Below are 25,712 nucleotides of genomic sequence, written 5' to 3'. Positions count from 1 at the left end.
CCCAGACAGGCACTGGCAAAGAGTGTCAGCAGGGATACAGTATTAGCAGAAAATGTCGTTACTCAGCGCAAAGACCATCAACGACAGGATCATGGCGATGCCCGCAGTCATGAGAATCTGCATTGCGCGATCGCTGGGCGGACGTCCAACCACCGCCTCATAGGCATAAAATACCAGATGGCCGCCATCCAGCGCCGGGATTGGAAACAGGTTCAACAGGCCAACAGCAGTCGACAGAACCGCGATAAAGCGAATGAAGCTGGCCGTCCCCTGGCTCGCGGTGTCGCTGGAAGCCTTGGCAATGCCAATCGGCCCCGACAGGTTACAGCTGCTGATTGCCCCGGTGATAATATGACCAAGCCCGGAAATCGAAGAGCTGACAACCGTCCACACCTGCGCGACCCCACTTGAGAGTGCATGCCCCACTGTGGTCGGCTCGGTCTCATACTCGATCAGGTTGCCACCACTCACGCCAATCAGCCAGCGACTGGTGAAGCCGCCATCTGCTGTGGGCAGGTCCATTTGGCGCGGTGACAGGGACATCTGAATCGTTGTGCCATCGCGCAATATATCAAGCGAAAGCTCCGCCCCCTTGGTCTGTGCAACCTTGTCCACCAGCTGCCCAAAGGCAAAAACCGGATCCCCGTCCACCGCAGTGATAAAGTCGCCAGGTTGCAACCCCGCATCAGCAGCCGCGCTACGCGGCGACACAGAAGAAACATAGGCCGGGGCAAAATGGGTATCCGTAACCCGCAGATCTGCACCATCGCGGCGCACCAAATATTCCAGGCTGGGCGTCACCGGCAGCGCGTCACGGAATTCCGTCCAGGCCATTGAATCGCTGAGGGCTGGAACCGGAAGACCGGCAACCTCCAACAGCTCATCCCCGGAGCGCAGAGTGTTTTCAACACCCGGAACAGGCACCAATGACCCAACGGTCAACGGGTCACGCACCATGCCAAAATAGAGCGCAAGCGAAGCAAAGACGGCAATCGACATGACAAAGTTGAACACTGGCCCTGCCACAACCGTGGCAGCACGCGCCCAGAGCGGCGCTCCGTGCATGGTGCGCCGCAGCTGCACCGGATCTGCCGCCGCCGCTTCGATGACATCCGTGTCCTTGCCCGAGGCCGCATCCGCATCGCCCAGGAACTTTACATAGCCGCCAAACGGCAGGGCTGCGATCTGCCATTTGGTGCCGCGCTTGTCATGGCGGCTCCACAGCACCGGCCCAAACCCCAGCGAGAAAACCTCAGCATGGATACCGGACCAACGTCCGACAATGTAATGGCCGTATTCATGTACCGCAACGATCACCGAGAGCGCCACGACAAAACTGACAACCGTATAAACGAGCCCGCTAAGCTGCGGGAGAAGTGCGAGTAGGTCCAAAACTTTACCCTATGCTTTGAGCTGCAGCCACATCGGCTGCCTTGCGGGCGATGTGGTCAATCTGTGTGACGTTATCAAGGGTCATTGCGGACTCAATGAGGCCGCTTTGCGTCTCAATTTGATCCAGCACCCTGGCGGTGATCTCGGCCATATCGGTAAACCGGATGGCGCCGGCGATAAAATGGTCCAGCGCGCGTTCCTTGGCGGCATTGAACACAGCGCCCATCAACCCGCGCCGCTGCATGACATCTCGCGCCTGCGCCAGCGCCGGATAGCGGGCAAGATCGGGCTGGCGAAAGTTGAGCTGGCCGATGCTGGCCAGATCCAGCCGCGCAACAGGCAGGTCGCGCCGCTCGGGCCAGTGCAGAGCATAGCCAATGGCATGGCGCATATCTGGCGCGCCAAGGTGGGCCATCAAGGCTCCATCGCGAAACCCAACCAGCGCATGCACCAGGGATTCAGGATGTACCAGCACCTCGATCTGATCTGGCTCAACCCCAAAGTATTCACGGGTTTCAATAACTTCCAGCGCCTTATTGAACATGGAAGCGCTGTCAATGGTGATCCGCTGGCCCATGTCCCAATTGGGATGCGACGAGGCCTGAGCCAGCGTCGCCTGTTGCAGGTCTGCCAAAGGCCAGTCGCGAAATGCGCCGCCAGAGGCCGTGATGACAAGACGCTCCACCGCAGAAATCTCTTCGCCCACCAGCCCCTGAAACACCGCCGAATGTTCGCTATCCACCGGCAGCAGGCGTGCGCCATGCTGTTTGGCGGTGTCCAGCAGCAGCGCTCCGGCGCAGACCAGGGATTCCTTGTTGGCCAGCGCCAGCGTGGTGCCCTGTTCCAACGCCTTGAGCCCCGGCGCCAGACCCGCAACTCCAACGATGGCCGACATAATCCAGTCCGCGGGCCGCGTTGCCGCCTCAATCAGGGCCGCCTGCCCCGCTGCGGCCTCGACTTCGCTGCCAGCAAGCGCCGCGCGCAGGGCGGGGAGCTGGTCCTCAAAGGCGGTAACCGCAAGATCCGCACGCAGGTCGATTGCGTCGCACGCCAACTGGGCAATATTGCGCCCGCCGGTCAGCGCCACCACCTCATAGGCCTGTGGCGCGCGTTTGATGAGATCAATCGTGCTTTGCCCGATAGAGCCCGTGGCCCCAAAAATTGAGATTTTCCGCATTTATTTCCCTCTCGGCCTATCCCAGAAAGGGGTAGAGAAGCAGGAACATGGCCGCAGCGCCCAGCATTCCATCAAAGCGATCAAGCAGGCCCCCGTGGCCCGGAATAAGCCCGCTGGAATCCTTGACGCCGGTCTGACGTTTCAAGGCGCTTTCGGCGACGTCTCCGGCCTGACTGGCCATCGCAACCAGCACCGAGGCCAAAACCAGGGCAAAGCCCATGTCAAACACAGGCGCAGCCCCCAGGCCCACCAGTGCCGCGGCGACCCAGCCAGCCGAAGTCCCCGACCAAGTCTTTTTCGGGCTGATACGCGGCCAGAACTTTGGCCCGCCGATTGTCTTGCCTGCAAAATACCCGGCGACATCCGTTGCAATCACCACCAGTGCCAGCCAGATCAACCAATCCGCGCCCAAAGAGATCCGCATCCAGATAAAGCTATAGCCCGCCAGAACAATCCACAGCGCAAAGACCGCAAATCGCGTCTTGGCGCCTTCAGCAACCTGCAACCAGCCCAGAACAACGGGCAGCAGCAAGAGCCCCGCCCCCAATGCCGCAGGCAGAATTCCAGCAAGGAGCACCGCGCCAAAGCTCGCGCCCCCCAGCAGCAGCGCAGTGTCGGCCCGACGGGGGGCCAACATCTGGCTCAGCTCCCAAACCATGCCACCACAGCAGGCTGCAATCACCAGGGTGAAAACCAGCCCCCCGGCCCAGATTGCCCCCAGAGCCACCACAACCATCACCAGCGCCGAGATGATCCGTGGTATCAGATCGCCCCAGCGACCGGTGCCGCCAGCGCCATTTGGAATGGGTGGTTTCATGAGGGAACCGCGCCAAACCGGCGATCCCGCGCGCCAAATTTGCTGCACAAACGCCCCAGTTCGTCGGCGGAGAAATCCGGCCAGAGCGTGTCAATAAATTCATATTCCGCATAGGCAGACTGCCACAGCAGGAAGTTGGAAATCCGCGCTTCGCCGCTGGTGCGGATCACCAGATCCGGGTCGGGTAAAACATGGGTGTCCAGATAGCGCGGCAGTGTTTCTTCGTTGACATCCTCAGGCAGCAGCCGCCCGTCCGCAACATCCTGCGCCAGCCGTTTGGTGGCGCGGGCGACTTCATCCCTGCCACCATAGTTCAGGGCGATGGTGAGGTGGATGCCGTCATTGGTCTCGGTTTCATGCTCCAGATCGTCCATCAGCTGCACCAGCTTGGCGTCCAGACGCAGACGATCACCAATGAACCGCACCCGCACATTTTGCGCAGCGAGGGCCTTCATTTCTTTGGAGATATAGCGGCGAAACAGGCTCATCAATCCGGAGATCTCAACCTGGGTCCGCTTCCAGTTCTCAGTAGAGAAGGCAAAGATGGTGAGATATTTGACCCCAAAGCGCGGGCAGCATTCAACAATCTCGCGAACACGGCGTGCGCCCGCGTGATGACCAAACAGGCGGGGTCGCCCCCGTGCCTGCGCCCACCGGCCATTGCCATCCATGATAATTGCAACATGACGCGGGCCAGAGGATCTGTGTCCCTCTGACGCCGCGCTTTTCATACTCGTATTGGGATCACTGGGCATTTAGCGGGTCAGACCTGCATGATTTCTGCCTGCTTGTGCTCAAGCGCATCATCCACAGCTTTGATCATCGCATCGGTCAGATCCTGCACTTCGGATTCCCAGAATTTCTGGTCATCCTCGGACAAGCCATCGGACTTGGCCTTTTTGATCTGGTCCATGCCATCACGGCGCACATTGCGGATGGAAACCCGGCAATGTTCAGCATATTGGCCGGCAACCTTGCCAAGCTCGCGGCGGCGTTCTTCGTTCAGCTCTGGGATCGGCAGCATGATGATGGTGCCGTTAAGCTGAGGGTTGATCCCCAGGCCAGAATTGCGGATCGCTTTTTCCACCGGCCCCACCAGGCCCTTATCCCAGACGTTGATGGTCACCATGCGCGGCTCTGGTACGTTGACCGTGCCAACCTGGTTGATCGGTGTCATTGAGCCATAGGCCTCGACCATGACCGGCTCCAGCATGGAGCCAGAGGCACGTCCGGTGCGCAAAGAGGCAAATTCGGTTTTCAGATTCGCCATCGCGCCGTCCATACGGCGTTTCAGATCGTCGGTATCCAGTTCGAAATCGTCAGACATCTCTTCTCTCCCCTGACTTGAGGCAGTCTTTGTTCCGCTCATAAGCCATTGGTCCGTCAATGTATAGCGATCATGACATGGATTTCTGCACAGGCGCGCTTTGACATCACAGACCGCGCCCCTTGGGGCGCCATAGTGCCCTGAACGAAATTACGCGTGATGGCAGGCCATCACGCGTAGATAAAAAAGGTCCGAGGGGACCATGGCACCACCGGGTTAGATCAATTTACCCGGTGCTTACATTCTGTAAAGTATGCCTGCCCTTGATTTAGACAGCCAAGATGTCAGCGGCATGACAGCCCCGCATGTTCGGTTCTGCCCTGCTCTGATTACACCGGAGCTGATCAAATCGGAGCAGTTTAACTCGGAGCAGCCTGTCGTGCCGCAGGCTAGTCCTGCACCTTGGTATAGGTTCCTTCCCCTGCCAGAATGCCGCGAAACCCGCCGGGCTCATCCAGAGAGAACACGATGATGGGCAGATTGTTGTCCCGCGCCAGGGCAATTGCCGAGGCATCCATCACCCCAAGGCGCTTGGCCAGAACATCGTCAAAGCTCACGGCATCATACCGCTGGGCATCGGCGTGCTTTTCGGGGTCCTTGTCATAGACGCCATCCACTTTGGTGCCTTTGAAGATCACTTCACAGCCCATTTCATTGGCGCGCAGCGTAGCTGCGGTGTCGGTGGTGAAATAGGGGTTGCCGGTACCGGCGGCAAAGATGCAAACCCGTTTTTTCTCCAGGTGGCGTACCGCGCGGCGGCGAATATAGGGCTCACAGACCTGATCCATCGGGATGGCAGAGATCACCCGACAGAACACGCCGAGATCTTCCAGGGCGCTTTGCATGGCCAGGGCGTTCATCACCGTGGCCAGCATCCCCATATAGTCGGCAGTGGTGCGCTCCATACCCTGGGCGGCACCGGACAAGCCGCGGAAAATATTGCCGCCACCAATCACCATGCAAATCTCGACGCCCATATCATGCACGGATTTAACTTCGCGCGCGATGCGCTGAACGGTGGGCGGGTGCAGGCCGAACCCCTGGTCGCCCATCAGCGCTTCACCCGAAATTTTCAGCATGACACGGTTATAGGTAGCGTCTGGAGCAGTATCCAGCGTTTCAAGATCAAGGGGCATGTTGCGCTCCGGCAGATGAGTGGGTTAGTTTGCGCGGCAAAATGGAGCAAAATGCGACGGGTTTCAATGCGGGTAAACCGCTTTCCTTTCTGTTTCTGACCTGTTTCCAATCTACCGCTGGCCCAAATTCGCAAACCTCTGGACGGACCCCTGATGCTGCTGCCCGATCTTGACCCGGACAAACCCGTACTTCTGGCGGGGCCCACGGCCTCGGGGAAATCTTCCCTGGCGATGGAAATCGCACAAAAACAAGGTGGTGTGATCGTCAACGCCGACGCCAGCCAGATCTACGACTGTTGGCGAGTGGTCACCGCCCGCCCGTCCCGCGCCGAGGAAGAGCAGCTGCCGCACCGCCTGTACGGACATGTCGCCTATGATGGGCAATATTCCGCAGGTCACTGGTTGCGCGAGGTCAAAACCCTGCTGGAGGGGGCAGAACGTCCCATTATCGTAGGCGGGACCGGGCTATATTTTTCCGCCCTTACCGAAGGGCTGGCAGAAATCCCCGCAACGCCTGATGAGATTCGCAAACGTGCTGATTCCCTCACGCTCGAGGTGCTGTTGGCGCAGCTCGATCCGCAAACTGCCGCGCGCATAGATCTGAACAACCGCGCCAGGGTGCAACGCGCCTGGGAGGTCTTGCAGGCCTCTGGCCGCTCCCTGGCGGACTGGCAAGACGACACGCCTGCACCCATTATGCCAATCAAAGCCTGTTCTGCCCTGGTTATGGATAGTCCCAAAGACTGGCTGGAGCCCCGGATCCGTCACCGCTTTGACCAGATGCTAGCGCAAGGCGCGCTGGAAGAGGTGGAGGCAATGCGGGAGCGCTATGATCCCAAGCTACCCTCCTGCAAGGCCATCGGCGTGCCCGAACTGATGGGGTATATCTGTGGTGATCTCCCACTGGAAGCCGCCCGGGAACAGGCCGCGATCGCCACGCGCCGCTATGCCAAACGACAACGCAGCTGGTTTCGCTCCAGAATGAAAGACTGGACACTGATCTCATCCAGCGCCTTGTGAAGTGATTTCTGCCCCAGCCAGCAAGACCCGGGTTGCCCCACGTCAGATACACGAGGCCAGATACTAGGGGGCAGATAATCTAGGGCAGAGAATAGCGGCCAGTCATCAAACGCTCAGAGCTGCGCCGATTAAAACCACGCAGAACCGATACACTCTGATGGCATAAATACCCGCGCAGTCCTAACAATTCTGGGTTGCAAATAGGAAACGAAAAAACACTTCAGCAACAGTAGGTTTTTGCAGAACTTGCCAGAATCAAAAATTCATGGCCTGCTCGCTTCAAATTGACCCTATTACTGAAGTGTTTGCCACTGAATGCCTTTTGATCCTAACCCCAGCGAAGAAATCCAGGTTATTCCACTTTCCCAACTGGTATCGTTTGGCGCATGGCAAACCGAGCTTGCGCATGATCGCGGAGAGCATTTGCTGATCTGGGTCACCCGTGGCCAGGGGCGTATGCTGATGGATGGGAACCAGCGTGGGTTCAGCACACATAGCGCTTTGTTCTTTCCCGCCAGGTCGCTTTGGTCTGTAGAATTTGGCCGCCAATGCCTGGGACAGGCATTGCGCATTCCGGTCACTGCTCCGGTCGCTACACCTGACAAACCCCTGCATCTGAAAATCTCTGACGCGCGCGAACAGGCACGGCTCAATGCTCTGCTCGAAGCCATGGTGCAGGAACAGACCGGCCATCCAGCCCTATGGCGGCGCGCCTTGCAATCCTATAGTGAGCTGATCAGCATTCAATTGCGCCGCCTGCCGCCTTCCGGTCCCCTGCCCCCAGAGCGGCCATCCGCCGCCCGGCGCCTGTCGCAATCCTATTGCCAACGGGTCAGCGACTACTATGACGCGCGCTCCACAATGGCCGACCACGCCGCTGCCCTGAATGTGACACCGACCCACCTCACCCGCGTCTGCAAATCAGAAACCGGCAAAACGGCTGCGGCTTTGCTCACCGAACGCCAGCTCTATGCGGCGCGCTGTCTGTTGGCGTTTTCGGATATGACCATGCGGGATATCGCGGACCAGATTGGCTTCGGCAGCCCAGCCTATTTCACCCGCTTCATTACCCAACACACCGGCCAAACCCCCAGTACCCTGCGAAAAACCTCCCGTAGACGCCAGTGACCCTCACCGCCTTGTCAAACCGCTACTCTTTGTAGTCATCTTTTTTCGAACTGGCCTATATGAACCGGCCTCGGGAAATGTGATGCCCCTGAATTTGTGCGCCTGCTCAGACCGAGAACTGACTGACAGCGTGACGCATCTTTGAGCTGCCCTGACTTGCGCCTCCCAACGTGCAGCGACAGCTCTGGCGATTCTTTTGCATCGATTCACCGCATGACACTTCTCCTAAGCCTTCAGAACTGGGCACAAGTGCCCAGTCTTCGACCAGCTGAGGGCCATAAGTCAAAATCGACACCAATAATGTCGCTTTTAGCCCCCCAAAGATCGATTCTAAGCATTGACCTGCCTTCGGATCTAGGGCCGAATGAGGCCATCAAAAGGCAATAAGCCACAACCGCACCGTTTCTGACCTCAGGTCCGGAAACACATTGGCAATGTCCAGAAGGGGAACAGTTCCCCGGCGGTGCACCAAAGGGAGATCCGAATGACCCATAATTCCACAACAGACGTGACGCCACACTGGGCCGCAAAAATGCATGCCCAGGAGGTGATCGAAGGCAAGCTGGACCGCCGCGAATTCCTGACCCGCGCCACCGGTCTGGGGGTGAGCGCAGCGGCGGCTTACGGCCTTCTTGGTTTGGCGGCCCCCGCCGCCCAGGCGGCAACCGAAATGAAATCCGGCGGCACCCTGCGGGTCCAGATGGAAGTGCGCCCTCTCAAAGACCCACGGACCTATGACTGGTCGCAGATGGGCAACCAGACACGCGGCACGCTGGAGTATCTGGTAGAGTACAACAACGACGGCACCATTCGGGGCATGCTGCTGGAGAGCTGGGAGGTCAATGACGACGCCACAGTCTATACCCTGAATGTTCGTAAGGGCGTGACCTGGAACAATGGCGACGCCTTCACCGCCGAAGATGTGGCACGTAACATTGCTGGGTGGTGCGACAAGGGGCTCGAGGGCAACTCGATGGCCGGGCGTTTCGCCACGCTTATCGACGCCGAGACCAATGCCGCAGCCGAGGGCAGCATCGAGATTGTGGACGACCACACTCTGCGCCTGAACCTGCCTGGCCCGGATATTTCACTGATTGCCGGCATGGCAGATTACCCTGCCGCCATTACCCATTCCAGCTTTCAGACCAATGACTTCACTAATAACGTCGGCACTGGCCCCTATCTGCTCAGCACCCTGGAAGTGGGCGTCAAAGCTGTATTGGAGCGCAACACGGCCCATAAATGGTGGGGCGAAGAGGTCTATGGCACCCCTGCTCTGGATCGCATCGAATACACTGATTTTGGCACCGACCCCTCGTCTTGGCTGGCCGCGCTGGAATCCGACGAAGTTGACATGCTCTATGAATCGGTTGGTGAATTCATTGATGTAATGGACGCGCTGGGCTACCCTAAATCCGAGGTTGTCACCATGGCCACCATCGTGGTGCGTCCCAACCAGCTGGCCGAAGTAGATGGCAAACGCCCCTATGCGGACAAACGCGTCCGCCAGGCGATCCAAATGGCCGTTGATAACGCTGTCTGTCTTGAACTTGGCTATGGCAACCGTGGTCAAGCAGCCGAAAACCACCATGTGGGCCCAATCCATCCCGAATATGCCGAGCTGCCCCCGCAGAAACATGATCCCGAAGCCGCCCGTGCCCTGATGGAAGAAGCAGGCATGTTGGATTTCGAACATGAAATCATCTCGATTGATGATGACTGGCGCAAAAACACCACCGATGCGGTTGCAGCACAGCTGCGCGATGCCGGCTTCAAGGTGAAGCGGACAGTGCTGCCCGGCTCGACCTTCTGGAACGATTGGGTGAAATACCCCTTCAGCTCAACCAACTGGAATCCGCGCCCCTTGGGTGTGCAGATCCACGCGCTGGCCTATCGCTCGGGCGAGGCTTGGAACGAATTTGGCTGGTCCAATGAAGAGTTCGATGGCCTGCTGACCGAGGCCCTGGCCATTGCAGACGCCGACAAGCGTCGCGAAGTCATGAAGAAGATGGAGATGATCGTTCAGGATGAAGGCGTTACCATCCAACCCTACTGGCGCTCCCTCTATCGTCACATGCGCGAAGGCGTTGCCAATGCCGATATGCATGTAACCTTTGAACATCATCACTACAAATGGGGTTGGTCGGCCTAAGTTAGCAGCCACCACCTACGTCCCTCCCCCTGAGCCGCAGATCTGCACTGCGGCTCAGGGCAGCCAAAAAGACCAAGGCGGCACCTGCGAGGTGGCCCCGGTTTTGACGCCAGACCAACAGGGAACCCTATGGGATTGTTCATTTTACGCCGCTCAGGCGTGATGCTTCTGACGGCGCTATGCCTGACGTTCATCGTTTTTACGCTCACCAATTTGTATCCAAATCTGGAAAAGCTCGCCAAGACCCAAGGCAACTTCCGGATGACCGACGAGGCCGTGGCCAGCTGGCTTGACAAGAACGGCTACAGTCAGCCGATGGCTATAAAATATGGTCAATGGCTGGGCGTCTTGCCCGGATGGACACTGCAGGGTGACGACGGAATATCTGGCCGCTGCATAATCGGTACTGTGCCCCAGGCCCAGGCCGCCGAAGCCCCACGGTTTTGTGGTATTCTGCAGGGTGACTGGGGCCAATCCACGGTGTTGCAAAAGGATGTTGCCAGTGTGGTTTCAGAACGTCTGGGCAATACCCTGCGCCTGATGGGCTGGGTTTTGCTGCTGATGATCCCCTCCGCGTTGATCATCGGTGTTCTGGCCGGCATGCGCGAAGGATCGGTGACGGACCGCAGCCTTTCAACCGTCTCCATTCTGACAACTGCCACCCCGGAATATGTTTCAGGCGTGGTCTTTATCGCAATATTCACCTCTTCCACCGTTGGGTTGAAGTGGTTCAAAGGCTCTGCCACCGCCGCCACTGAAAACCCAACCTTTGAGAACTTCTTTCTGCCGGTTCTGACAATTGCGCTTTATGGCATGGGCTACATCGCCCGCATGACCCGCGCCTCGATGACCGAGGTAATGACGGCGCAGTACATTCGAACCGCCCGGCTTAAGGGTGTCAGCTTTCCCAAGATCGTACTGAAACACGCCCTGCGCAATGCACTGATCGCTCCGTTCACCGTGATCATGTTGCAGTTTCCCTGGCTGCTCAATGGCGTCGTCATTGTGGAAACCCTGTTTAACTACAAAGGCTTCGGATGGATACTTGTGCAGGCCGCAGGCAATAACGACATCGAGCTGTTGCTGGCGATTTCGGTTGTGTCGGTCTTTGTTGTGCTGGTGACCCAGCTGATTTCTGACATTGGCTATGTCTTTCTTAATCCCCGCATTCGCATTTCTTAACGGAAGGAGACAGACATGGACCCTCTCAGCTGGACCGGCAAGATCGCCTTCCTCGACCCCGTCCTTTTCATCGCCCTTGGGCTGCTTGCCATCTCGGTTCTGGTCTGGATCCTGCTCAGCGCAGTGTTGCCAGAACAGCGTGCCATCAATGCCGGAAATGGCAGCCTCGGCCTTAGCTCAGACCCCAGAGGTCTGGCCAACCGGGCTGTAAAGGCGGCCCTGTTGGCTACCACTGCCGTGCTGCTCGCCTATCTGATCCTGGGCATGATTATGGGCACAGGTGCTGGGATTATCGGCGCAATGGCACAACGGTTCTTGCCCGTGTGGATTGCTTTGGCGCTGCTTTTCACCCTGTCGATCCGCTACAAGCGCAGGCTCGGCCTCTATGGCAAGCTGTTTGACAGCCCCATCGGCATGATCGGTTTTGCATTGGTGATGTTCTGGGTGTTTACGGGCTTTTTTGGCGCTTTTGACCTGATTGTCACCCATGACCCATTGGCGCAGTTATCCGGCCTGAAAAACAAAGTGCCAGGGACCCCCCTGCGCAGCCCCGAAGAGGGCGATTTTCAGTGGTATCTGCTGGGCGGGGACAACCTGGCCCGCGATGTCTTTAGCCGCATGATCAAGGGCGCCTGGGAGGTGGTCAAGATTGCACCGCTGGCGACGCTGTTTGCCTTTATGGTTGGCATTACACTTGGCCTGCCTGCGGGGTATTTTGGCGGAAGGCTCGACACTGTTTTGTCCTTCCTTGCCAATCTGATCCTGGCCTTTCCGGTGATCTTGCTGTTTTACCTGCTGGTAACACCTGAAATAGTGCAAACAGGCCTGCCGCAGTTTATGGCCATTGTGCTTTTTGCCTTTCCTCTGATCTTTTTCTACGTGCTGATCAATGCGCGGTATCGCACCCAACCCTCCAAAAACCTTCTCTACCTTGGGGTCCTTTTGCTGCCGATGCTGGCCGTGTATCTGATGGTGGTGAACGACCCCGGCTCAAAGGTCGATATCCTGCCTGCGGTTCTGGACAGAATAGACATTCCGGGCGGCATCCTGGTGGTTTTTGTGTCGGTTGTTTTTGTGAACTCGCCCACAGTGTTTCGTATTGTGCGCGGCTTGGCGATGGATATCAAAACCCGCGACTATGTGGCGGCGGCCCAAACCCGTGGCGAGCGGCCCTGGTACATCATGCTGTGGGAAGTGCTGCCCAACGCGCGTGGTCCGCTGATTGTCGATTTCTGCCTGCGCATTGGCTACACCACCATCCTTCTGGGAACCTTAGGTTTTTTCGGCCTCGGCTTACCACCGGAGAGCCCGGATTGGGGGTCGACCATCAATGAAGGGCGCAAGCTGTTGGCGATCTATCTGCACCCGGCCCTGCCACCTGCCTTTGCGCTGTTGAGCATGGTTCTGGGCCTCAACCTATTGGCCGATGGGCTGCGTGAAGAAAGCCTGAAGGATTAATCCAAACCGGACCGGGGGCCAGCCCCCCGGCCCCCGGGATATTTGAGGCCAATTGAAAGGGCTATCTTTCTTGGGCTCAGCAGGGAGACAAGATGATGAACAAACTGTCAGAGACCGACGGGCCGGTGCTTGAGATCGACAAGCTGTCGATTTCCTTTTTTACGCGGTTGCGGGAAATCCCGGCTGTGATGGATTTTTCTGTCTCGGTGCAGCCAGGCGAAGCGGTGGGGCTGGTGGGCGAATCCGGCTGCGGCAAATCCACGGTGGCGCTGGGGGTGATGCAGGACCTGGGCAAGAACGGCCGCATTGTCGGCGGCTCGATCAAGTTCAAGGGTCGCGATCTGGCGCAGATGAGCGCCGAAGAGCTGCGCGACATCCGCGGCAATGAGATTGCGATGATCTACCAGGAGCCGATGGCCAGCCTCAACCCGGCGATGAAAATCGGCCGCCAGTTGATGGAGGTGCCGATGATCCACGAGGGGGTCAGCGAAAGCCAGGCCTATGAGCGGGCGCTGGAAGTGGTCACAGATGTACGCCTGCCCGATCCCGAGCGGATGCTGAACTCCTATCCGCATCAGCTCTCTGGCGGGCAACAGCAGCGTATTGTCATTGCTATGGCGTTAATGTCGAAACCATCGTTGCTGATCCTGGATGAGCCAACAACGGCGCTGGATGTTACTGTTGAGGCCGCCGTGGTCGAGCTGGTCCGGGATCTTGGGAAGAAATACGGCACCTCCATGCTGTTCATCAGCCATAATCTTGGGTTGATCCTGGAAACCTGTGACCGGCTTTGTGTGATGTATTCGGGCGAGGCCGTCGAGCGCGGCTCGATCGCCGAGGTGTTTGATGAGATGCAGCATCCCTATACCCAGGCGCTGTTTCGATCGATCCCGCTCCCCGGTGCCGACAAGAACGCGCATCCCCTGGTGGCGATCCCCGGCAACTTTCCGCTGCCACATGAGCGGCCGACAGGCTGCAATTTTGGCCCCAGGTGCGACTACTTCGAAGCTGGTCGCTGCGATGTGGGACAGATCGATATGGCAGATGTGGCGGGAAACGACCGCCATGCCACCCGCTGTCTGCGCCATCAGGAAATCGACTGGAACGCCCCCATCGCCATTGGTGAGCAGAAGGAAAAGACCAGCCCCGGCGAGGTTGTTCTCAAGATCGACAATCTCAAGAAATACTACGAGGTGGCAGCCAATGCGCTGTTTGGGGGCGGCGCCAAGAAGGTGGTCAAAGCCAATGAGACCCTGAGTTTTGAAGCCAGGGAGTCTGAGACCCTTGCCATTGTTGGGGAATCCGGCTGTGGCAAATCCACCTTTGCCAAGGTGTTGATGGGGTTGGAAACCGCCACCGAGGGAGAAATCCTGCTGGACGGAGAAAACATCGAACAAACCCCGATCGACGACCGGAAAACCGGAACCATTTCGGATGTGCAAATGGTGTTCCAGAACCCATTTGATACGCTCAACCCGTCGATGACTGTGGGGCGTCAGATCATCCGCGCACTGGAGGTCTTTGACATCGGCGACAGCGACCTGGACCGCCGGCAGCGCATGCTTGAACTACTGGACCTGGTGAAACTGCCGCGGGCCTTTGCCGATCGGATGCCGCGACAGCTGTCGGGTGGGCAAAAGCAACGGGTGGGTATTGCACGGGCCTTTTCTGGTGGGGCGCGGATTGTGGTGGCGGATGAGCCGGTGTCGGCCTTGGATGTTTCGGTTCAGGCCGCCGTGACTGACCTGCTGATGGAAATCCAGCGCACCGAAAAGACCACCCTGCTGTTTATCAGCCATGATCTGTCCATCGTGCGCTATCTCAGTGATCGGGTCATGGTGATGTATCTGGGCCATGTGGTGGAGCTGGGCGATACCGACCAGGTGTTCTCGCCGCCCTACCACCCCTATACCGAGGCCCTGCTCAGCGCGGTGCCAATTGCCGATACGTCCATTCAAAAGGAACATATCGTCCTGGAAGGCGATATTCCCTCGGCAATGAACCCGCCCTCTGGCTGCCCCTTTCAAACCCGATGCCGCTGGAAAAGCGAGGTTCCGGGCGGGCTTTGTGACAGTGAGGTGCCGCCCACCCGCGTTCTGGAGGCTGGACACCAGATCAAATGCCACCTGAGCGATGAGGTGCTGGAACGGATGCAGCCCGTCATCAAGCTGGCGGCGGAGTGAGCGCACAGAAGGCCCCCGCCCCAAAGACGGGCGGGAGCCATGTCTTTTGCTTCTAGTCCTCGGCCTCCAGGAGATATTCGTAGCGCTGATCCGTCAGGGTTTTTAGAAACGCCACCAGTGCGTCCACCCGCCGGTCATCCAAAGCAGGCCCGTGGGCGAGCTCCTTGACGGAGAGAGTCCCTGGCACCGGTGCCTCTCCCCAGGGCTGCCCGGTTTCGGGGTTGATTTGCGCCGCCTCCGCTTTGCTGTTGTAGCGATTGTAAAACAGAACAACCGTGCGCAGGTCCTGAAACACCCCATTGTGCATATAGGGCCCGGTGACAGCGACATTGCGCAGGGTTGGGGTGCGAAACTTGCCGCGCTCGCCCGGGTCCGTCACCTGCGGATTGGCCAATAGCCCCTCATCGACAAAATCCATAGCCATACCAGCCTCTTGGATCACCGCAGGATTACCCGGCACGCCGATGTTGTGGTAGCTGTAATCGCTAAAGGTTTCCTGTGCAGCAATCGGGCTGCTGCGCAACTGATGGCACTGATTACAATTGGTAAACTGCTCTGAAAAGAACAGTGTGCGCCCCAGCTCCTCCTCTTTTGAAAACTGCGCCCTTCCAGCCAGATAGCGGTCATACTTACTGCTGAAGGGCGTAAATTCAGCGCCACGTTCAAAGGCTGCAATCGCCTGGGTCATGGCGGTAAAGCCGCTCTCATCCTCCTGCAAAACAGTCGGGGAGAATAGCGCGGCAAATTGTTCCCTGTAGTCTGAGTTCTCCAGCAGACGCTGAACCAAGACTGCCTTGTCTGGCAGCCCCATCTCGATCGGGTTCAAGGGCGGGCCACCGGCCTGTTCTTCCAGATCAGCGGCACGCCCATCCCAGAACAAACCGCCAATCCATTTTCCATCCGCGTTCTGGTGAAAAGGGGGAACAAAGGCAGCATATGACGCGGTTGGCGCATTGCGATTGCCCAAGGACGCGCCGTCATCCCCCAAAGAAAACGCCCCATCAGCCGAGCGACGGGGATCGCTGAAGCCCTGTTCGGGGTCGTGGCAGCTGGCGCAGGACTGGCTGCGATTGAGAGATAGGTTTTCGTCGTGAAACAGCGCCTCGCCCAGCTGCGCCATCAGCTGGTCCCGAACCAAGGTCTCTGCCTGCACAGGCCCCACAGCAGTAAAAACGGCCAGCGCACAGAGGCTGGAAAGGGTCAATCGGATCGGGCGGATCGGGCGGATCGGGATAAATCGCTGCATCATGGGCTCCGGGAATAGCAGTTTTGCCTAAAACTCCCGGAAACCCATAATGCGGACCTTGATGCAGCGCAATTCCTGATCAAAAAAATCAGGTACACCTCCCCCACTCCCACAGCAGATGAGATTTCGGCGCTACCCCAAAGGTATTTGTGGTCAACTTAGCAGCAAGACCACGATCATCAGAAGGTTCATCGAGGCAAATTGCATCAGCCAGGGATGTCTACGGCTGCGCAGCGCAGCGTAGATCGCCAGAGTTACCGAAACCGCGAGACCAGAAAGAGCCAAACCGCCCCCAATCAGCCCCACCATGCCGGTATCTGGCCCCCAAGGAGAGCCAACAAGTGTCATCCCCTTGACGCCAAAGCCGATACAAATACCCAAAATTGCGCCCAACAGTGTTGCCCCAACGCTGCGGGCCTTTGCCTGGCCACGCTGCCCCCCCAGGACGCTATCAATCACCTCTTGTGATGGCACCGCTCCGGGTACCCATTGAATGCGTTCGAGCCGGTCGTCAAAGCTTCTGCTGGTCACTTGAATTCCTCCTGAAATCACAGGCAACATCAAAAAATAATAAGGCTGATTCATGGCAAACCGAGGAAGTTAACAAGGCATTAAGGAAAATTATCAACTCCTTAACGGGCGCGCCTTTCGACGGTGGGCTTTTGCGCTGATAGGCGCGCGCCATAGCCGGACGCATCGGCAATCACGCCAGAAAACGCGCCCTGTAGGTCCCTGCCTTGTTGAAGAAAAATAGTAGTTTCCGGTTTTCCAGGGGCGGCAAAAAACGCCCTCAGCTACCCCAGATTTTGGCCACGTAGTTTTGCGTTTCCTCATAGGGGGGCACGCCGCCATATTTTCGAACCGCTTGCGGCCCGGCGTTATAGGCTGCCAGCGCCAGACGCCAGGATCCGAATTTTCTGAACTGTTTAGACAGGTAGCGGGCACCGCCTTCGAGGTTCTGTTTTGGAATGGAAGGATCCACACCGAGCCGACGCGCGGTGGCGGGCATCAGCTGTGCCAGCCCCAGCGCACCTTTGTGCGATTCTGCATTGGGGTTCCAGTTGCTTTCCTGTTGCACCAGACGCAGAAACAGGTCTTCGGGCACCCCATGTTTGCGGGCAGCTTGCCGCGCCATGGTCAGGTATTCCCCGCGATATTTCCCCGTATAGCGCGGGCTGATCGACGAGACTGTCGGCACCGTATCCGGGCGCAGCCGTACCGAATTTTCGTATTGCTGCGCTGCCCGCGTATCCAGAATCCGGGTATGGGCCGAAAAAAGATCACGCCTGCTTTTGGTGCTGAACATATCCGCCTGCCCCACTGTGGCACAGGTGAGACCAAGGCCAAGACCGGCGCTAAAAATCCCAAGTGTCAGTGACCGCATTCCGCTTCTCATCCCATTACCCTGCTGAGTTCTAGCGCGACTATAGCCGGATTTGCATCAAAGGGAAGCAAACTGGTTCACACAGGCCAGCACATAGGGATAAATTCGCTCGAAATCCCCCCGCCACCTAAACAAAGCCGCTCTTCCTCTCGCAACGACAATGGGGCCAGAGGAGAGCTTTCCTAGCCGTGCCCAGGTCTATACTGTAACTGCAACCCAGCGGTTGGGATTCGGCAAGCAGGCTCTCTTCCGCGCGCAACACAACCTAAGAAAAGAATAAGGACGGACCCCTATGGCCGGCTCAGTCAACAAAGTCATTCTCATCGGCAACCTGGGGCGTGACCCGGAAGTACGGTCGTTTCAGAACGGTGGCAAAGTTTGCAATCTGCGCATTGCAACCTCGGAAAACTGGAAAGACCGCAACACTGGCGAACGCCGCGAGCGTACCGAATGGCATTCGGTAGCGATCTTCAACGAAGGTCTTGTCCGTGTCGCTGAGCAATACCTGCGCAAAGGCTCCAAAGTCTACATTGAGGGTCAGCTACAGACCCGCAAATGGCAGGATCAAAGCGGCAATGACCGCTATTCCACCGAAGTGGTTCTGCAGGGGTTTGGCTCGACACTGACCATGCTCGATGGCCGTGGCGAAGGCGGCGGCGCAGGCGGCGGTGGCGGCAACTACGGTGGTGGCCAGGACAGCGGCTATGGCGGTGGCGGCGGCGGTTACGACAGCGGCGCGCAACAGGGCGGCGGCTTTGGTGGCGGTAACAGCGGCCCCTCACACAACATTGACGACGACGAAATCCCGTTCTGAGGGTAGTAGACTTCAAGATCGTAGATTTTTGAACGATAACCACCTGTAAGGAAATGAGAACCTCATCAAAAATGTATAATTTTGAGGTTGAAAAACCCACCTTGCTCCGGAGCCGATCAATTGCGTAGATTTTTGATTGGTTTCGGATCAGGTGCTCATACAGCGTAATTCCTTTCTCACCAGTGGCGAACCGTTCAGCTGCCTCGAAGCTGAAGACAATTTGCCAGACTATTGACCAACACTCTTTGTCACTGTTGAGCTGCGCTCCGAGCTCTCCCAGAGTACTATTTTGAGTGTACTTGGCGCCCTGCGGCACTTGAAGCTTTGGGAAGATGCCAATGAAAGAGATTTAGTCTCTGAGTGGCTCTGTTGCACAAAACCTGTGCGGGATTCATCTCGTGAATCCAGCGTGGAAGCTGGGCTGTACGGGCAGACCGTCTCCCCCAACCTACAAGACCAGAAACTGGCCAGCCTACAATGAAACGCTCAAGCGCAGATGTTTTCTGACAATCTGGTTCGACCCCGAGATGAGCTGGGACACCGTGCCGACAGGGCGACGCGGGCGGCGGCAAACCTACAGCGATAATCGCTTTCGCCGCCCCAATAGGGTAGGTCGAGGTAAAACAGCGTCTTGCTGCCATCACAGCGGCGGATCAGATCTGACCAGTCGAGGTTCTCAAATATGACGCTTTCCAGCCGTTCATGTGCAGCCTCGAGGATTAGTTCCAGGCGCGACAGGCTGAACCTGGATGGCCGATCGGCGGCCACGCCAAAGACACTACCGAGCTTGCCGCCAAAGGCCTGGCGCTGCAGATACAAAAACCGGGCCACGCGCTGCGGATCGGTCAGGGTGGCGGGATCGGTTTTGCGCAGCCGCTCACCCCACCGGCAAAAGTCAGATTGCCGCTGCCTGAACCGCCAATCAGATCCTGCAAGCGGTTCAACCGCGTTACGGTTTTATCTGCGCCATTGGTCAGCGCCACATTCACCCGGCGCGACAGATTTGCAGTGCGCCTCAGCAACTGCCCCCGCGTGTCAGCGTCCAGATCCTGCACCAGGTTCAGGCGCATAAGTGCGCCTGACGATACATTCCTGAAACGGGTAAAGCTGAAAGCTGCGCTTTGGAGCATTGCTTGCCGGGTGGCGCAGCTTGGTCAGAAATTCGACGGCCCGTTCACCGTAGCCTAAAGGGTCCGAGATAGTGCTTCCGTCATGAATCCAGTTTGGGTATGTGCTTGCCGTGGTCATGCTCGCACCGCCAACGGGTTTGGCTGCCTTATGCTGCTTGCTACATTCTCAGGCAAGCAGTTATTCTCCACTGCCCATGTAAACAATGATCGAACAGCGGAAAGGTAGACATCGTTGACGGTCTTAGCTGATAGATCGTTCATCAGGTGATCACGCCAAGCCAAAAGATCTTTCTTTGTGATCCGGCTTGCGTTGTTGCGTTTGACGAACTTGCGCAGGTTTTCAATGACCGGGCGCAGCCATTTACCACCATCACGCATGAACCCAGCCTGCACGCGGCTCTGCACGTAGTGAGACCACAGGTCCGTCAGGTTAACCCTGGCATCGGCATTCTCTTGGGGCTGTAAGCCCTTGATGATCGGCGCAGTAGGTGTGCCGGTGAAATCGCCTTCGTCGCGCTCAGCAACTCGTGCTAGGGCTTCCAGCTCAGCGCTGCACAAGGCACGGGCGATCACGCGCCATTCATCGCTACCGGGTTCGGCGTCAAGATTTCCGACTGGCCGGAATCGTTCAATCTGTGCACCGCCCCAGGCAACTAACTCATCATCACCGGCCAGGCCTGCAATCGCCATACGCAGCCGGTTAACCAGCACATCGTCGATCCCAACGCTCGGATATCGCGGATCATTCCTGAGCTCGTCATCAAAGGCTAAGCGCTGTGTGTAAAGGCTGTGTGCGATCTGTTCTGGCGCTAGAGCATAGCGCGCAGGGCTTTGTTGCACAAATCGGGGCCCGAGCGCATTTCCCCTTTCCCTGGACGGATTTACCCTACGGGCTCTGTGACGGGTATGCCAAGAGCGGTGTAGCGGTTTAGGACCGCGATGCGGACTTGGATTTCCGCTACCTGCCGGTCGAAGTCCCAGGCCATCAGCGATTGGCCGAGCAGCTTCACACAGTGCATCTTGGTTTCAACGCGGCTTCGGCGGTGGTATCCGCTCCATCGTCGCCACAGCGCGCGCCCTAGGTATCGTGAGGCATTGACCGCTTCGTTTCTTGCGATGGCTCCGGCGCTTGTGGGTTTCCACGGTTTGGCGTTCTTGCGCGGCGGAATGACTGCATGAGCGCCCCGTGCTGCAATCACGTCATGGCATCTGCGCGTGTCGTAGGCACCATCGGCGGTCAATGACCCAAGGTCCTGATCTGGTGGGATTTGGTTGAGCAGTTCAGGCAACATGGGCGCATCACCGATGTTGCTGGTGGTGACCTCTACCGCGCGAACCTCCAGCGTTTCCTCATCAATCCCGATATGTATCTTGCGCCAAATACGTCGCTTGGGGCCGCCATGCTTGCGGGCGTTCCATTCACCTTCGCCCTCTGCCTTGATGCCTGTGCTATCGATCAGAAGGTTCAGTGGGCCAGTCCCACCGCGATACGGCAAGCTCACGTTCAGCGTCTTCTGGCGGCGCCACAGCGTACTGAAATCGGGCACGGACCAATCCAGTCCGACCAGCCGCAACAGACTCTCAACGAACCCAGCCGTCTGCCTCAGTGGCATACCGAAAAGGACTTTCATGGTCAGACAGGTCTGGATCGCGGCATCGCTGAACTTGCATTGACGACCGCGCCTGCCGGTCGGTGGCGGTGTCCAAACCATCTCGGGATCAAACCAGATCGCCAACGATCCACGCTGCTTCAGCGCGTCATTGGAAGACGACCAATTCGTGGTCTTATACTTCGTAGGGGCCCAACTGCTCATGCATCCCAGCTATCACGCTGGATTCATACAGTGAATCCCCGTCACGATTTGTGCAACAAAGCCCTCTTGAATGACAACCTTTCTGAGTATCAGATACGCACTGAGGAATTTGGAATTGAGTTAAACCGGCTCGCCAGCGCAGGCGACTTGGAAACTGTTGCCCGGTCGGTCGATCTCCTTGGCGCTCAGCTAGCAGCCATGAATGATCAGCTTCTAGAGCTCACTCAAAAGGCTTCAACGACCGAAGAGTTGCTTCAAGAAGGTGCGGACGGTGCAGCCATAAAAGAAGCGGTTGCAGAGGTCGCATCCGATAATCTGAGCAATTGGGTACTACAACCGTCTATTTTCAATTCGCTGGATCTAGCCGTGAATTGGCCGAAGCAATTTCTGCAAGACTAGAAGATCGAGGCTATTTGATGCCGGGAGAAGAACGCACATCGATCGCCGCAGGGAAACGTGAGATCCGCTTTTTCTTTGACGAAGATCGAGAGCAAGCAGAGGGGTTGAAGAAGGAATTAAACGATGTCTTGCTCGTGATGGGCCTGAAGGCAGATGTTTCCGTAGCTGACTTCACCAGTTTTCAAGGTGCTAAGCCTCGCCGCAAGACCTTGGAGCTTTGGCTGGAACCTGTGCCACTTTAAACTTAATTTCCTTCTTTGGGTTCGGCCCATTGCTGCCATCCATGCAACTTGCGACAGATGGTCGCTTTTCAGTCCTAAGCGTTCCTCATATCTCGCATAAGAAGGTATTAACTTCCCGATTTCCTGATCTTTTCTAACTGAGCTACAAACTGCGAGTTCGGTGTCGCACCCTTCATCGAATTCACGCAATTCGCAACGAGTTGAAGGTTATCCGGTGTATAATGGCCATCGCTTGCAATGCGGTCCGGGCTCACACACCACTCTCCTGGGGTGAGAGACATTCGAACTTGTGATAACGCACATAGACCACTTTGTCTGTGATAAAGGGCCTCCAGGTAATCTGCCATGGCATCGGCACTTTCGAAGCCGAACTCCTTCCATTTGCTAATTGTCGTATTTTCTCTACCGGACTCCTTTGTTGTCCGCTCAGCTCTGTATGCAATGGTCAGTAGCGCCTTGCGCAAATCTTTGGACGTAGCGCCTGCACCACGCACGCCACCAGACGTGGCCGCGACTGTTGGAACCTCGGACAACTCCTCTACTAATTGGAATGTAACGGCGGCCATTTCACCGTCCGGCATCACTTTCTCATTAAGATGGTCGATCCGATAGATGCCCAGATAACTATCGCGGGCTCGCGTCTCAACGCCATCTTCGATCTTACCCTTTTGGACAACAGCATAGCCATTCGCAAAAGCTGACAGCCAACGGTGGTACTTCCGGCTGATCTTTTTGAAAGCATCAGTATAAACAGGAGGATCTTGGGTCCAATCTACTCGAATATTATGGCAAACAGGTATTTCTAAGCCGCTTTCTGTTAAAACGGTCCAAGTCCCGCGAGCGCCTTTCAGGTTGGGTTGCTGGCGCCGGAAATCGCGATAGACTTGCGCGGCTACGGCAAAGGCTGTCCCGTGAGCGACCCCGGCATCAATTGCGAGATCACGGCCTTCTGTCTCGGACAGCCCCTGCTTCGTGGCTTTAATTAGGATGGATCGCGCAGTTTCAACAGGGTCCGGAACCGTAGATGCAGAGGTGTAGGTCTTGTGGCGGGTCTTTCGCCAGAAATTTCGAACCGCAGTCACCGTGGATCGTTTGTCACCCTGAGCCAACTCTTCAATTGTGGCTTCAGGCTTTGCGTTAAGCGCTGAGAACACTCGTTCGTTGATCGAAATTTTTGACATTATTAAATCCGAATATAACAAAGAATTTCTTAGGTTCGAGCATAGATCGCCCATCGTTATAGGCACAATCCGAAATATGCGAGCGACCTAGGGTCAGGATTCATAACCAGAACATGACCAGGGCAGCCAATGCGCATGCCGACAAGAAGACCTTCGGGCACCTGTCGTAGCGAGTGGCGACTCGCCGCCAGTCCTTAAGGCGGGCGAAGCTGTTCTCGATCTTGTGGCGAGTGCGATAGCGGGTTTCATCATGCGGTATCGGAACCTTGCGGTTCTTTCGCGATGGGATACAGGGCGTGATCCCCTTGTCTTCAAGGGCTTCGCGATACCAATCCGCATCATATCCACGGTCGGCCAGCATGTGTTTGGCGGCTGGCAGAGTACTCAGAAGCGCCCGCGCACCGATGTAATCGCTGCGCTGACCAGCCGTCAGGAACATGCGCAACGGGCCACCTGCCGCGTCGGTGACCGCGTGCAGTTTCGAGTTCATCCCGCCCTTTGTGCGCCCGATCAGGCGAGCCAAAATGCCTCGGATCAATCATCAGCAGTTTCGCCAGGATGTTCTGATCCATCGGCAGAGTGCCCACGGGGCTGTTGTCATAGGCGATATTGATCAGATCAAAGAACAGCGCCCGGCATTCTGGCGTTGCATTCAGCCGCATGTCCGAGGCCAGCCAGCGTCGCCGCTCCCAAGCCATGAAGAAATGGCTGTCCAGCCGGTCATCGCAGGACAGCGGGTACTCCGGCAGGTCGCCCATATCGACGGGCCGCAGAAAGTTCGGAGATGGGCTCATGCAAAAATCTCCGTCAGATCCCGCGCCCTGTCACTGGGGTATAGCCGAACACCCGCCAGTTGCCGCCGATCCGTCACCCGGCGGCGGTAGCGGTTGCCCCAGCCCCGGTGCATGCAGATGTTGCGGCAGGTATTCGCCACCTTTTAGTTTCTTCACGCCGCTCGCGGGGTTGGTTGTGATCCATTCCAACTCGATGGCATGCCTAGACAAGATCGATATCATTTCGACTATTGCGTTTGCTTTGCGCCAGGTCTCTGCATAGGCGTCACGGCCTGCGATTACGTCTCGGCGACGCAGTTTGGTGAAATCCTTGGTCCCGTTTTTCTCGCGGATCAATTCAAGTGTCCGGCGATATTCCTGCCGAACACGGGGTTTTCGGTCTTTGAACTCTGGGGTCTGGTAATAGCTGACGATCAGAGTCTCAAATGTGGTTTTTGTTTTCTTCTTTGATCGGCCAGACCGTATCGCCCAGTATGCCTCATCAAATTCAGGACTGTCAGAATCGCTGGGGAGAAGTTCGTAGGTTTCTCCACGGCGGAAATAGTAGTAGGCCCGCCCCTTGCTGACTTTGGTGGTGACGTATTTTCGTGTCAAATTCTTCACCATGAGAATTCGTCCTCGTTCATTGCACTACCATTTAGTACGCTTTCAAGGTCTGACACCCGCCAACGTTCAAGCTTACCGGTAATCTTGACAGGCAATGGTAGCGAGCCCCACCGCACGAGGCGCCTGAATTCTGTTGGGGCCATGTCCATCATCTTAGCGGCTGTTTTCTCCGTAACCGCAATCCTTTCAACTTGTCCCATGCGGTTCTCCATCTGATGGGTTTGGGTGAGGTTCACTCAAGGCGCTGCGCGCCACACTTGAGCTAATCTGTTTATGATTGCTCTGCCGCATAGTTGCCCCACTGATCTGCCATGGCATTGGCAATGCCTGGGAATGTCTTGCTACGGATCTGCCAGCGCAGTTCGCCCGGTGGGGCGCGGTGGATGGCGGACCAGCGTTTGTGGGTCTCTGTGCCTTTCTCAGGCGGTGTCAGCTTGTTGGTGGGGGGTGAGCTTGGGCAACCCGCGCAGGTAAAGCCCTGTGGATTTGAAAGCAGGCTCCCCAAACCACCAGGGCTGCACATGCTGGGCGGCGGGCTGAAAGTTCTCGATCCGCTGTTTTGCGTGTTTGTGCATCACCGGGTTTTCCACCGCGACGCGCGCGATCGGCGCATTCCAGCAGGCTGAAAACAGCGCGGCGCCTGCATTGAGGTCAGCCCACATCTCTGCCAGGCTGCGTCCCTTTGGGGGCTGGTGCAGCCAGCGCACGCCGCTGTTGCAAAGCCGGGTGCAAGGCGGGTGCATTACGGCCAGCAGATCCCAGCCCAGACCCAGCACTTCGCGCACATCGCATTGCATGTGTCGGTTGCTGCGATCTTGCGCGGGCAACAGATCACAGGACCAGGCGTCATGGCCGCGATCGAGAAACGCCCGACGCACCGCGCCGCTGGTTTCGCAGCCGATAAGCACTTTCAACTGTTTCATGGTGGCTCCTGCTTTCTGTCGATGCCCCCTGCCCCGAGATCCGCGAGCTGTTCGCCGGGTTTGAGTTTGAAGAGGTCCGCCTGAAATATACCGTCGCTGCTGGTGGTGCGACGGATGCGGCCGAGCTGATCATATCCAACTTTGAACCGCGTATCGGCTAGATCTGATGGGGGACATTGGCTGGCGGGGCGTAGTGGTCCCGCCAGT

General features: G+C 57.3%; 23 protein-coding genes and 5 pseudogenes. 10 read left to right on the top strand and 18 right to left on the bottom strand.

Annotation, left to right across the window (positions count from 1 at the left end; all coding sequences use genetic code 11):
- Positions 1–42 precede the first annotated feature (42 nt).
- The 6 genes from rseP to pyrH form a co-directional block, all read right to left on the bottom strand.
- Positions 43–1,392, bottom strand: a complete 1,350-nt coding sequence (rseP, locus tag N1037_11090; protein ID UWS77838.1) for an RIP metalloprotease RseP — start codon at positions 1,390–1,392, stop codon at positions 43–45.
- Positions 1,393–1,396: 4 nt separating this feature from the next.
- Positions 1,397–2,569, bottom strand: a complete 1,173-nt coding sequence (dxr, locus tag N1037_11085) for a 1-deoxy-D-xylulose-5-phosphate reductoisomerase (GenBank protein ID UWS77837.1) — start codon at positions 2,567–2,569, stop codon at positions 1,397–1,399.
- A 16-nt stretch (positions 2,570–2,585) separates the two neighbouring features.
- A complete protein-coding gene (locus N1037_11080) occupies positions 2,586–3,386 on the bottom strand; it encodes a phosphatidate cytidylyltransferase (protein UWS77836.1) in 801 nt (266 codons plus the stop codon).
- Entirely contained in the window at positions 3,383–4,141 is a 759-nt protein-coding gene (locus N1037_11075) for an isoprenyl transferase (protein UWS77835.1), read from the bottom strand. Before N1037_11075 ends, N1037_11080 begins: the two co-directional genes overlap by 4 nt.
- A gap of 8 nt (positions 4,142–4,149) precedes the next feature.
- Positions 4,150–4,713, bottom strand: a complete 564-nt coding sequence (frr, locus tag N1037_11070) for a ribosome recycling factor (GenBank protein ID UWS77834.1) — start codon at positions 4,711–4,713, stop codon at positions 4,150–4,152.
- 389 nt (positions 4,714–5,102) lie between these two features.
- The gene (gene pyrH, locus N1037_11065) at positions 5,103–5,849 is read right to left on the bottom strand and encodes a UMP kinase (GenBank protein UWS77833.1); all 747 of its coding nucleotides are present in this window, start codon (positions 5,847–5,849) and stop codon (positions 5,103–5,105) included.
- Positions 5,850–6,002: 153 nt separating this feature from the next.
- On the opposite strand from pyrH, the gene miaA reads away from it, so the two are divergent.
- The 6 genes from miaA (at position 6,003) to N1037_11035 (ending at position 14,972) form a co-directional block, all read left to right on the top strand.
- On the top strand, positions 6,003–6,869 hold the full coding sequence (gene miaA / locus N1037_11060; protein UWS77832.1) for a tRNA (adenosine(37)-N6)-dimethylallyltransferase MiaA: 867 nt from the start codon (positions 6,003–6,005) through the stop codon (positions 6,867–6,869).
- Between the two features lie 315 nt (positions 6,870–7,184).
- Complete coding sequence (locus N1037_11055) at positions 7,185–7,997, top strand: helix-turn-helix transcriptional regulator (protein ID UWS77831.1); 813 nt, start codon at positions 7,185–7,187, stop codon at positions 7,995–7,997.
- Between the two features lie 484 nt (positions 7,998–8,481).
- Positions 8,482–10,149 carry an ABC transporter substrate-binding protein gene (locus N1037_11050; GenBank protein UWS77830.1) on the top strand — a complete coding sequence of 556 codons (1,668 nt, stop codon included), beginning with the start codon at positions 8,482–8,484 and terminating at the stop codon, positions 10,147–10,149.
- Positions 10,150–10,278: 129 nt separating this feature from the next.
- On the top strand, positions 10,279–11,331 hold the full coding sequence (locus N1037_11045; protein ID UWS77829.1) for an ABC transporter permease: 1,053 nt from the start codon (positions 10,279–10,281) through the stop codon (positions 11,329–11,331).
- A gap of 15 nt (positions 11,332–11,346) precedes the next feature.
- Positions 11,347–12,789 carry an ABC transporter permease gene (locus N1037_11040; protein UWS77828.1) on the top strand — a complete coding sequence of 481 codons (1,443 nt, stop codon included), beginning with the start codon at positions 11,347–11,349 and terminating at the stop codon, positions 12,787–12,789.
- 95 nt (positions 12,790–12,884) lie between these two features.
- On the top strand, positions 12,885–14,972 hold the full coding sequence (locus N1037_11035; GenBank protein ID UWS77827.1) for an ABC transporter ATP-binding protein: 2,088 nt from the start codon (positions 12,885–12,887) through the stop codon (positions 14,970–14,972).
- Positions 14,973–15,024: 52 nt separating this feature from the next.
- Here the strand turns inward: N1037_11035 and N1037_11030 are convergent, their stop codons facing one another.
- The 3 genes from N1037_11030 to N1037_11020 form a co-directional block, all read right to left on the bottom strand.
- On the bottom strand, positions 15,025–16,218 hold the full coding sequence (locus N1037_11030) for a methylamine utilization protein MauG (protein UWS77826.1): 1,194 nt from the start codon (positions 16,216–16,218) through the stop codon (positions 15,025–15,027).
- Between the two features lie 153 nt (positions 16,219–16,371).
- Positions 16,372–16,749, bottom strand: coding sequence for a hypothetical protein (locus N1037_11025; GenBank protein UWS77825.1), 378 nt, complete (start codon positions 16,747–16,749; stop codon positions 16,372–16,374).
- Between the two features lie 259 nt (positions 16,750–17,008).
- Positions 17,009–17,602 carry a lytic transglycosylase domain-containing protein gene (locus N1037_11020; protein ID UWS77824.1) on the bottom strand — a complete coding sequence of 198 codons (594 nt, stop codon included), beginning with the start codon at positions 17,600–17,602 and terminating at the stop codon, positions 17,009–17,011.
- Positions 17,603–17,894: 292 nt separating this feature from the next.
- Between N1037_11020 and N1037_11015 the strand changes: the two genes are divergently transcribed.
- Entirely contained in the window at positions 17,895–18,416 is a 522-nt protein-coding gene (locus N1037_11015; protein UWS77823.1) for a single-stranded DNA-binding protein, read from the top strand.
- A gap of 416 nt (positions 18,417–18,832) precedes the next feature.
- A pseudogene (locus tag N1037_11010) lies at positions 18,833–19,000 on the top strand (IS5/IS1182 family transposase).
- Here the strand turns inward: N1037_11010 and N1037_11005 are convergent.
- From N1037_11005 to N1037_10985, 5 genes and pseudogenes are all read right to left on the bottom strand, one after another.
- Positions 18,999–19,295: pseudogene (locus N1037_11005) on the bottom strand (DNA adenine methylase). The pseudogenes N1037_11010 and N1037_11005 overlap by 2 nt on opposite strands.
- Positions 19,262–19,486, bottom strand: coding sequence for a hypothetical protein (locus N1037_11000; GenBank protein ID UWS77822.1), 225 nt, complete (start codon positions 19,484–19,486; stop codon positions 19,262–19,264). The pseudogene N1037_11005 and the gene N1037_11000 overlap by 34 nt, the downstream one beginning before the upstream one ends.
- A pseudogene (locus N1037_10995) lies at positions 19,479–19,664 on the bottom strand (terminase large subunit). Before N1037_10995 ends, N1037_11000 begins: the two are co-directional and overlap by 8 nt.
- A complete protein-coding gene (locus tag N1037_10990; GenBank protein ID UWS77821.1) occupies positions 19,661–20,386 on the bottom strand; it encodes a hypothetical protein in 726 nt (241 codons plus the stop codon). Before N1037_10990 ends, N1037_10995 begins: the two are co-directional and overlap by 4 nt.
- A gap of 41 nt (positions 20,387–20,427) precedes the next feature.
- Positions 20,428–21,360 (bottom strand): IS5 family transposase, encoded by a 933-nt coding sequence (locus tag N1037_10985; protein UWS77820.1) that lies wholly within the window; start codon positions 21,358–21,360, stop codon positions 20,428–20,430.
- Between the two features lie 66 nt (positions 21,361–21,426).
- Here N1037_10985 and N1037_10980 point away from each other — a divergent pair, with 66 nt between their 5' ends.
- Together N1037_10980 and N1037_10975 are read left to right on the top strand one after the other, a co-directional pair.
- Entirely contained in the window at positions 21,427–21,759 is a 333-nt protein-coding gene (locus tag N1037_10980; protein UWS77819.1) for a hypothetical protein, read from the top strand.
- Positions 21,760–21,776: 17 nt separating this feature from the next.
- On the top strand, positions 21,777–22,001 hold the full coding sequence (locus N1037_10975; GenBank protein ID UWS77818.1) for a hypothetical protein: 225 nt from the start codon (positions 21,777–21,779) through the stop codon (positions 21,999–22,001).
- Positions 22,002–22,108: 107 nt separating this feature from the next.
- Here N1037_10975 and N1037_10970 read toward each other — a convergent pair whose 3' ends face one another.
- The 4 genes and pseudogenes from N1037_10970 to N1037_10955 all read right to left on the bottom strand — a co-directional run bounded on the left by N1037_10970 (position 22,109) and on the right by N1037_10955 (position 25,505).
- On the bottom strand, positions 22,109–23,182 hold the full coding sequence (locus N1037_10970) for a hypothetical protein (protein UWS77817.1): 1,074 nt from the start codon (positions 23,180–23,182) through the stop codon (positions 22,109–22,111).
- A gap of 100 nt (positions 23,183–23,282) precedes the next feature.
- Positions 23,283–23,699 (bottom strand): annotated as a pseudogene (locus tag N1037_10965) (IS5 family transposase).
- 307 nt (positions 23,700–24,006) lie between these two features.
- A complete protein-coding gene (locus N1037_10960) occupies positions 24,007–24,582 on the bottom strand; it encodes a hypothetical protein (protein ID UWS77816.1) in 576 nt (191 codons plus the stop codon).
- A gap of 271 nt (positions 24,583–24,853) precedes the next feature.
- A pseudogene (locus tag N1037_10955) lies at positions 24,854–25,505 on the bottom strand (hypothetical protein).
- Positions 25,506–25,712: the final 207 nt, after the last annotated feature.

The organism is Phaeobacter sp. G2 (genome assembly GCA_025163595.1).
In the GTDB taxonomy this organism is placed as follows: domain Bacteria; phylum Pseudomonadota; class Alphaproteobacteria; order Rhodobacterales; family Rhodobacteraceae; genus Pseudophaeobacter.
The sequence above is the reverse complement of the archived record's forward strand: the minus strand, read 5'-3'. Positions and strand labels throughout refer to the sequence as shown.

Bases quoted from the DNA above. Each gene is read 5' to 3' on its own strand.
- dxr (UWS77837.1), bottom strand. From the start codon at position 2,569: ATGCGGAAAATCTCAATTTTTGGGGCCACGGGCTCTATCGGGCAAAGC.
- N1037_11080 (UWS77836.1), bottom strand. From the start codon at position 3,386: ATGAAACCACCCATTCCAAATGGCGCTGGCGGCACCGGTCGCTGGGGC.
- N1037_11075 (UWS77835.1), bottom strand. From the start codon at position 4,141: ATGCCCAGTGATCCCAATACGAGTATGAAAAGCGCGGCGTCAGAGGGA.
- frr (UWS77834.1), bottom strand. From the start codon at position 4,713: ATGTCTGACGATTTCGAACTGGATACCGACGATCTGAAACGCCGTATG.
- pyrH (UWS77833.1), bottom strand. From the start codon at position 5,849: ATGCCCCTTGATCTTGAAACGCTGGATACTGCTCCAGACGCTACCTAT.
- miaA (UWS77832.1), top strand. From the start codon at position 6,003: ATGCTGCTGCCCGATCTTGACCCGGACAAACCCGTACTTCTGGCGGGG.
- N1037_11055 (UWS77831.1), top strand. From the start codon at position 7,185: ATGCCTTTTGATCCTAACCCCAGCGAAGAAATCCAGGTTATTCCACTT.
- N1037_11050 (UWS77830.1), top strand. From the start codon at position 8,482: ATGACCCATAATTCCACAACAGACGTGACGCCACACTGGGCCGCAAAA.
- N1037_11045 (UWS77829.1), top strand. From the start codon at position 10,279: ATGGGATTGTTCATTTTACGCCGCTCAGGCGTGATGCTTCTGACGGCG.
- N1037_11040 (UWS77828.1), top strand. From the start codon at position 11,347: ATGGACCCTCTCAGCTGGACCGGCAAGATCGCCTTCCTCGACCCCGTC.
- N1037_11035 (UWS77827.1), top strand. From the start codon at position 12,885: ATGAACAAACTGTCAGAGACCGACGGGCCGGTGCTTGAGATCGACAAG.
- N1037_11030 (UWS77826.1), bottom strand. From the start codon at position 16,218: ATGCAGCGATTTATCCCGATCCGCCCGATCCGCCCGATCCGATTGACC.
- N1037_11020 (UWS77824.1), bottom strand. From the start codon at position 17,602: ATGCGGTCACTGACACTTGGGATTTTTAGCGCCGGTCTTGGCCTTGGT.
- N1037_11015 (UWS77823.1), top strand. From the start codon at position 17,895: ATGGCCGGCTCAGTCAACAAAGTCATTCTCATCGGCAACCTGGGGCGT.
- N1037_11000 (UWS77822.1), bottom strand. From the start codon at position 19,486: ATGCGCCTGAACCTGGTGCAGGATCTGGACGCTGACACGCGGGGGCAG.
- N1037_10985 (UWS77820.1), bottom strand. From the start codon at position 21,360: ATGAGCAGTTGGGCCCCTACGAAGTATAAGACCACGAATTGGTCGTCT.
- N1037_10975 (UWS77818.1), top strand. From the start codon at position 21,777: ATGCCGGGAGAAGAACGCACATCGATCGCCGCAGGGAAACGTGAGATC.
- N1037_10970 (UWS77817.1), bottom strand. From the start codon at position 23,182: ATGTCAAAAATTTCGATCAACGAACGAGTGTTCTCAGCGCTTAACGCA.
- N1037_10960 (UWS77816.1), bottom strand. From the start codon at position 24,582: ATGGTGAAGAATTTGACACGAAAATACGTCACCACCAAAGTCAGCAAG.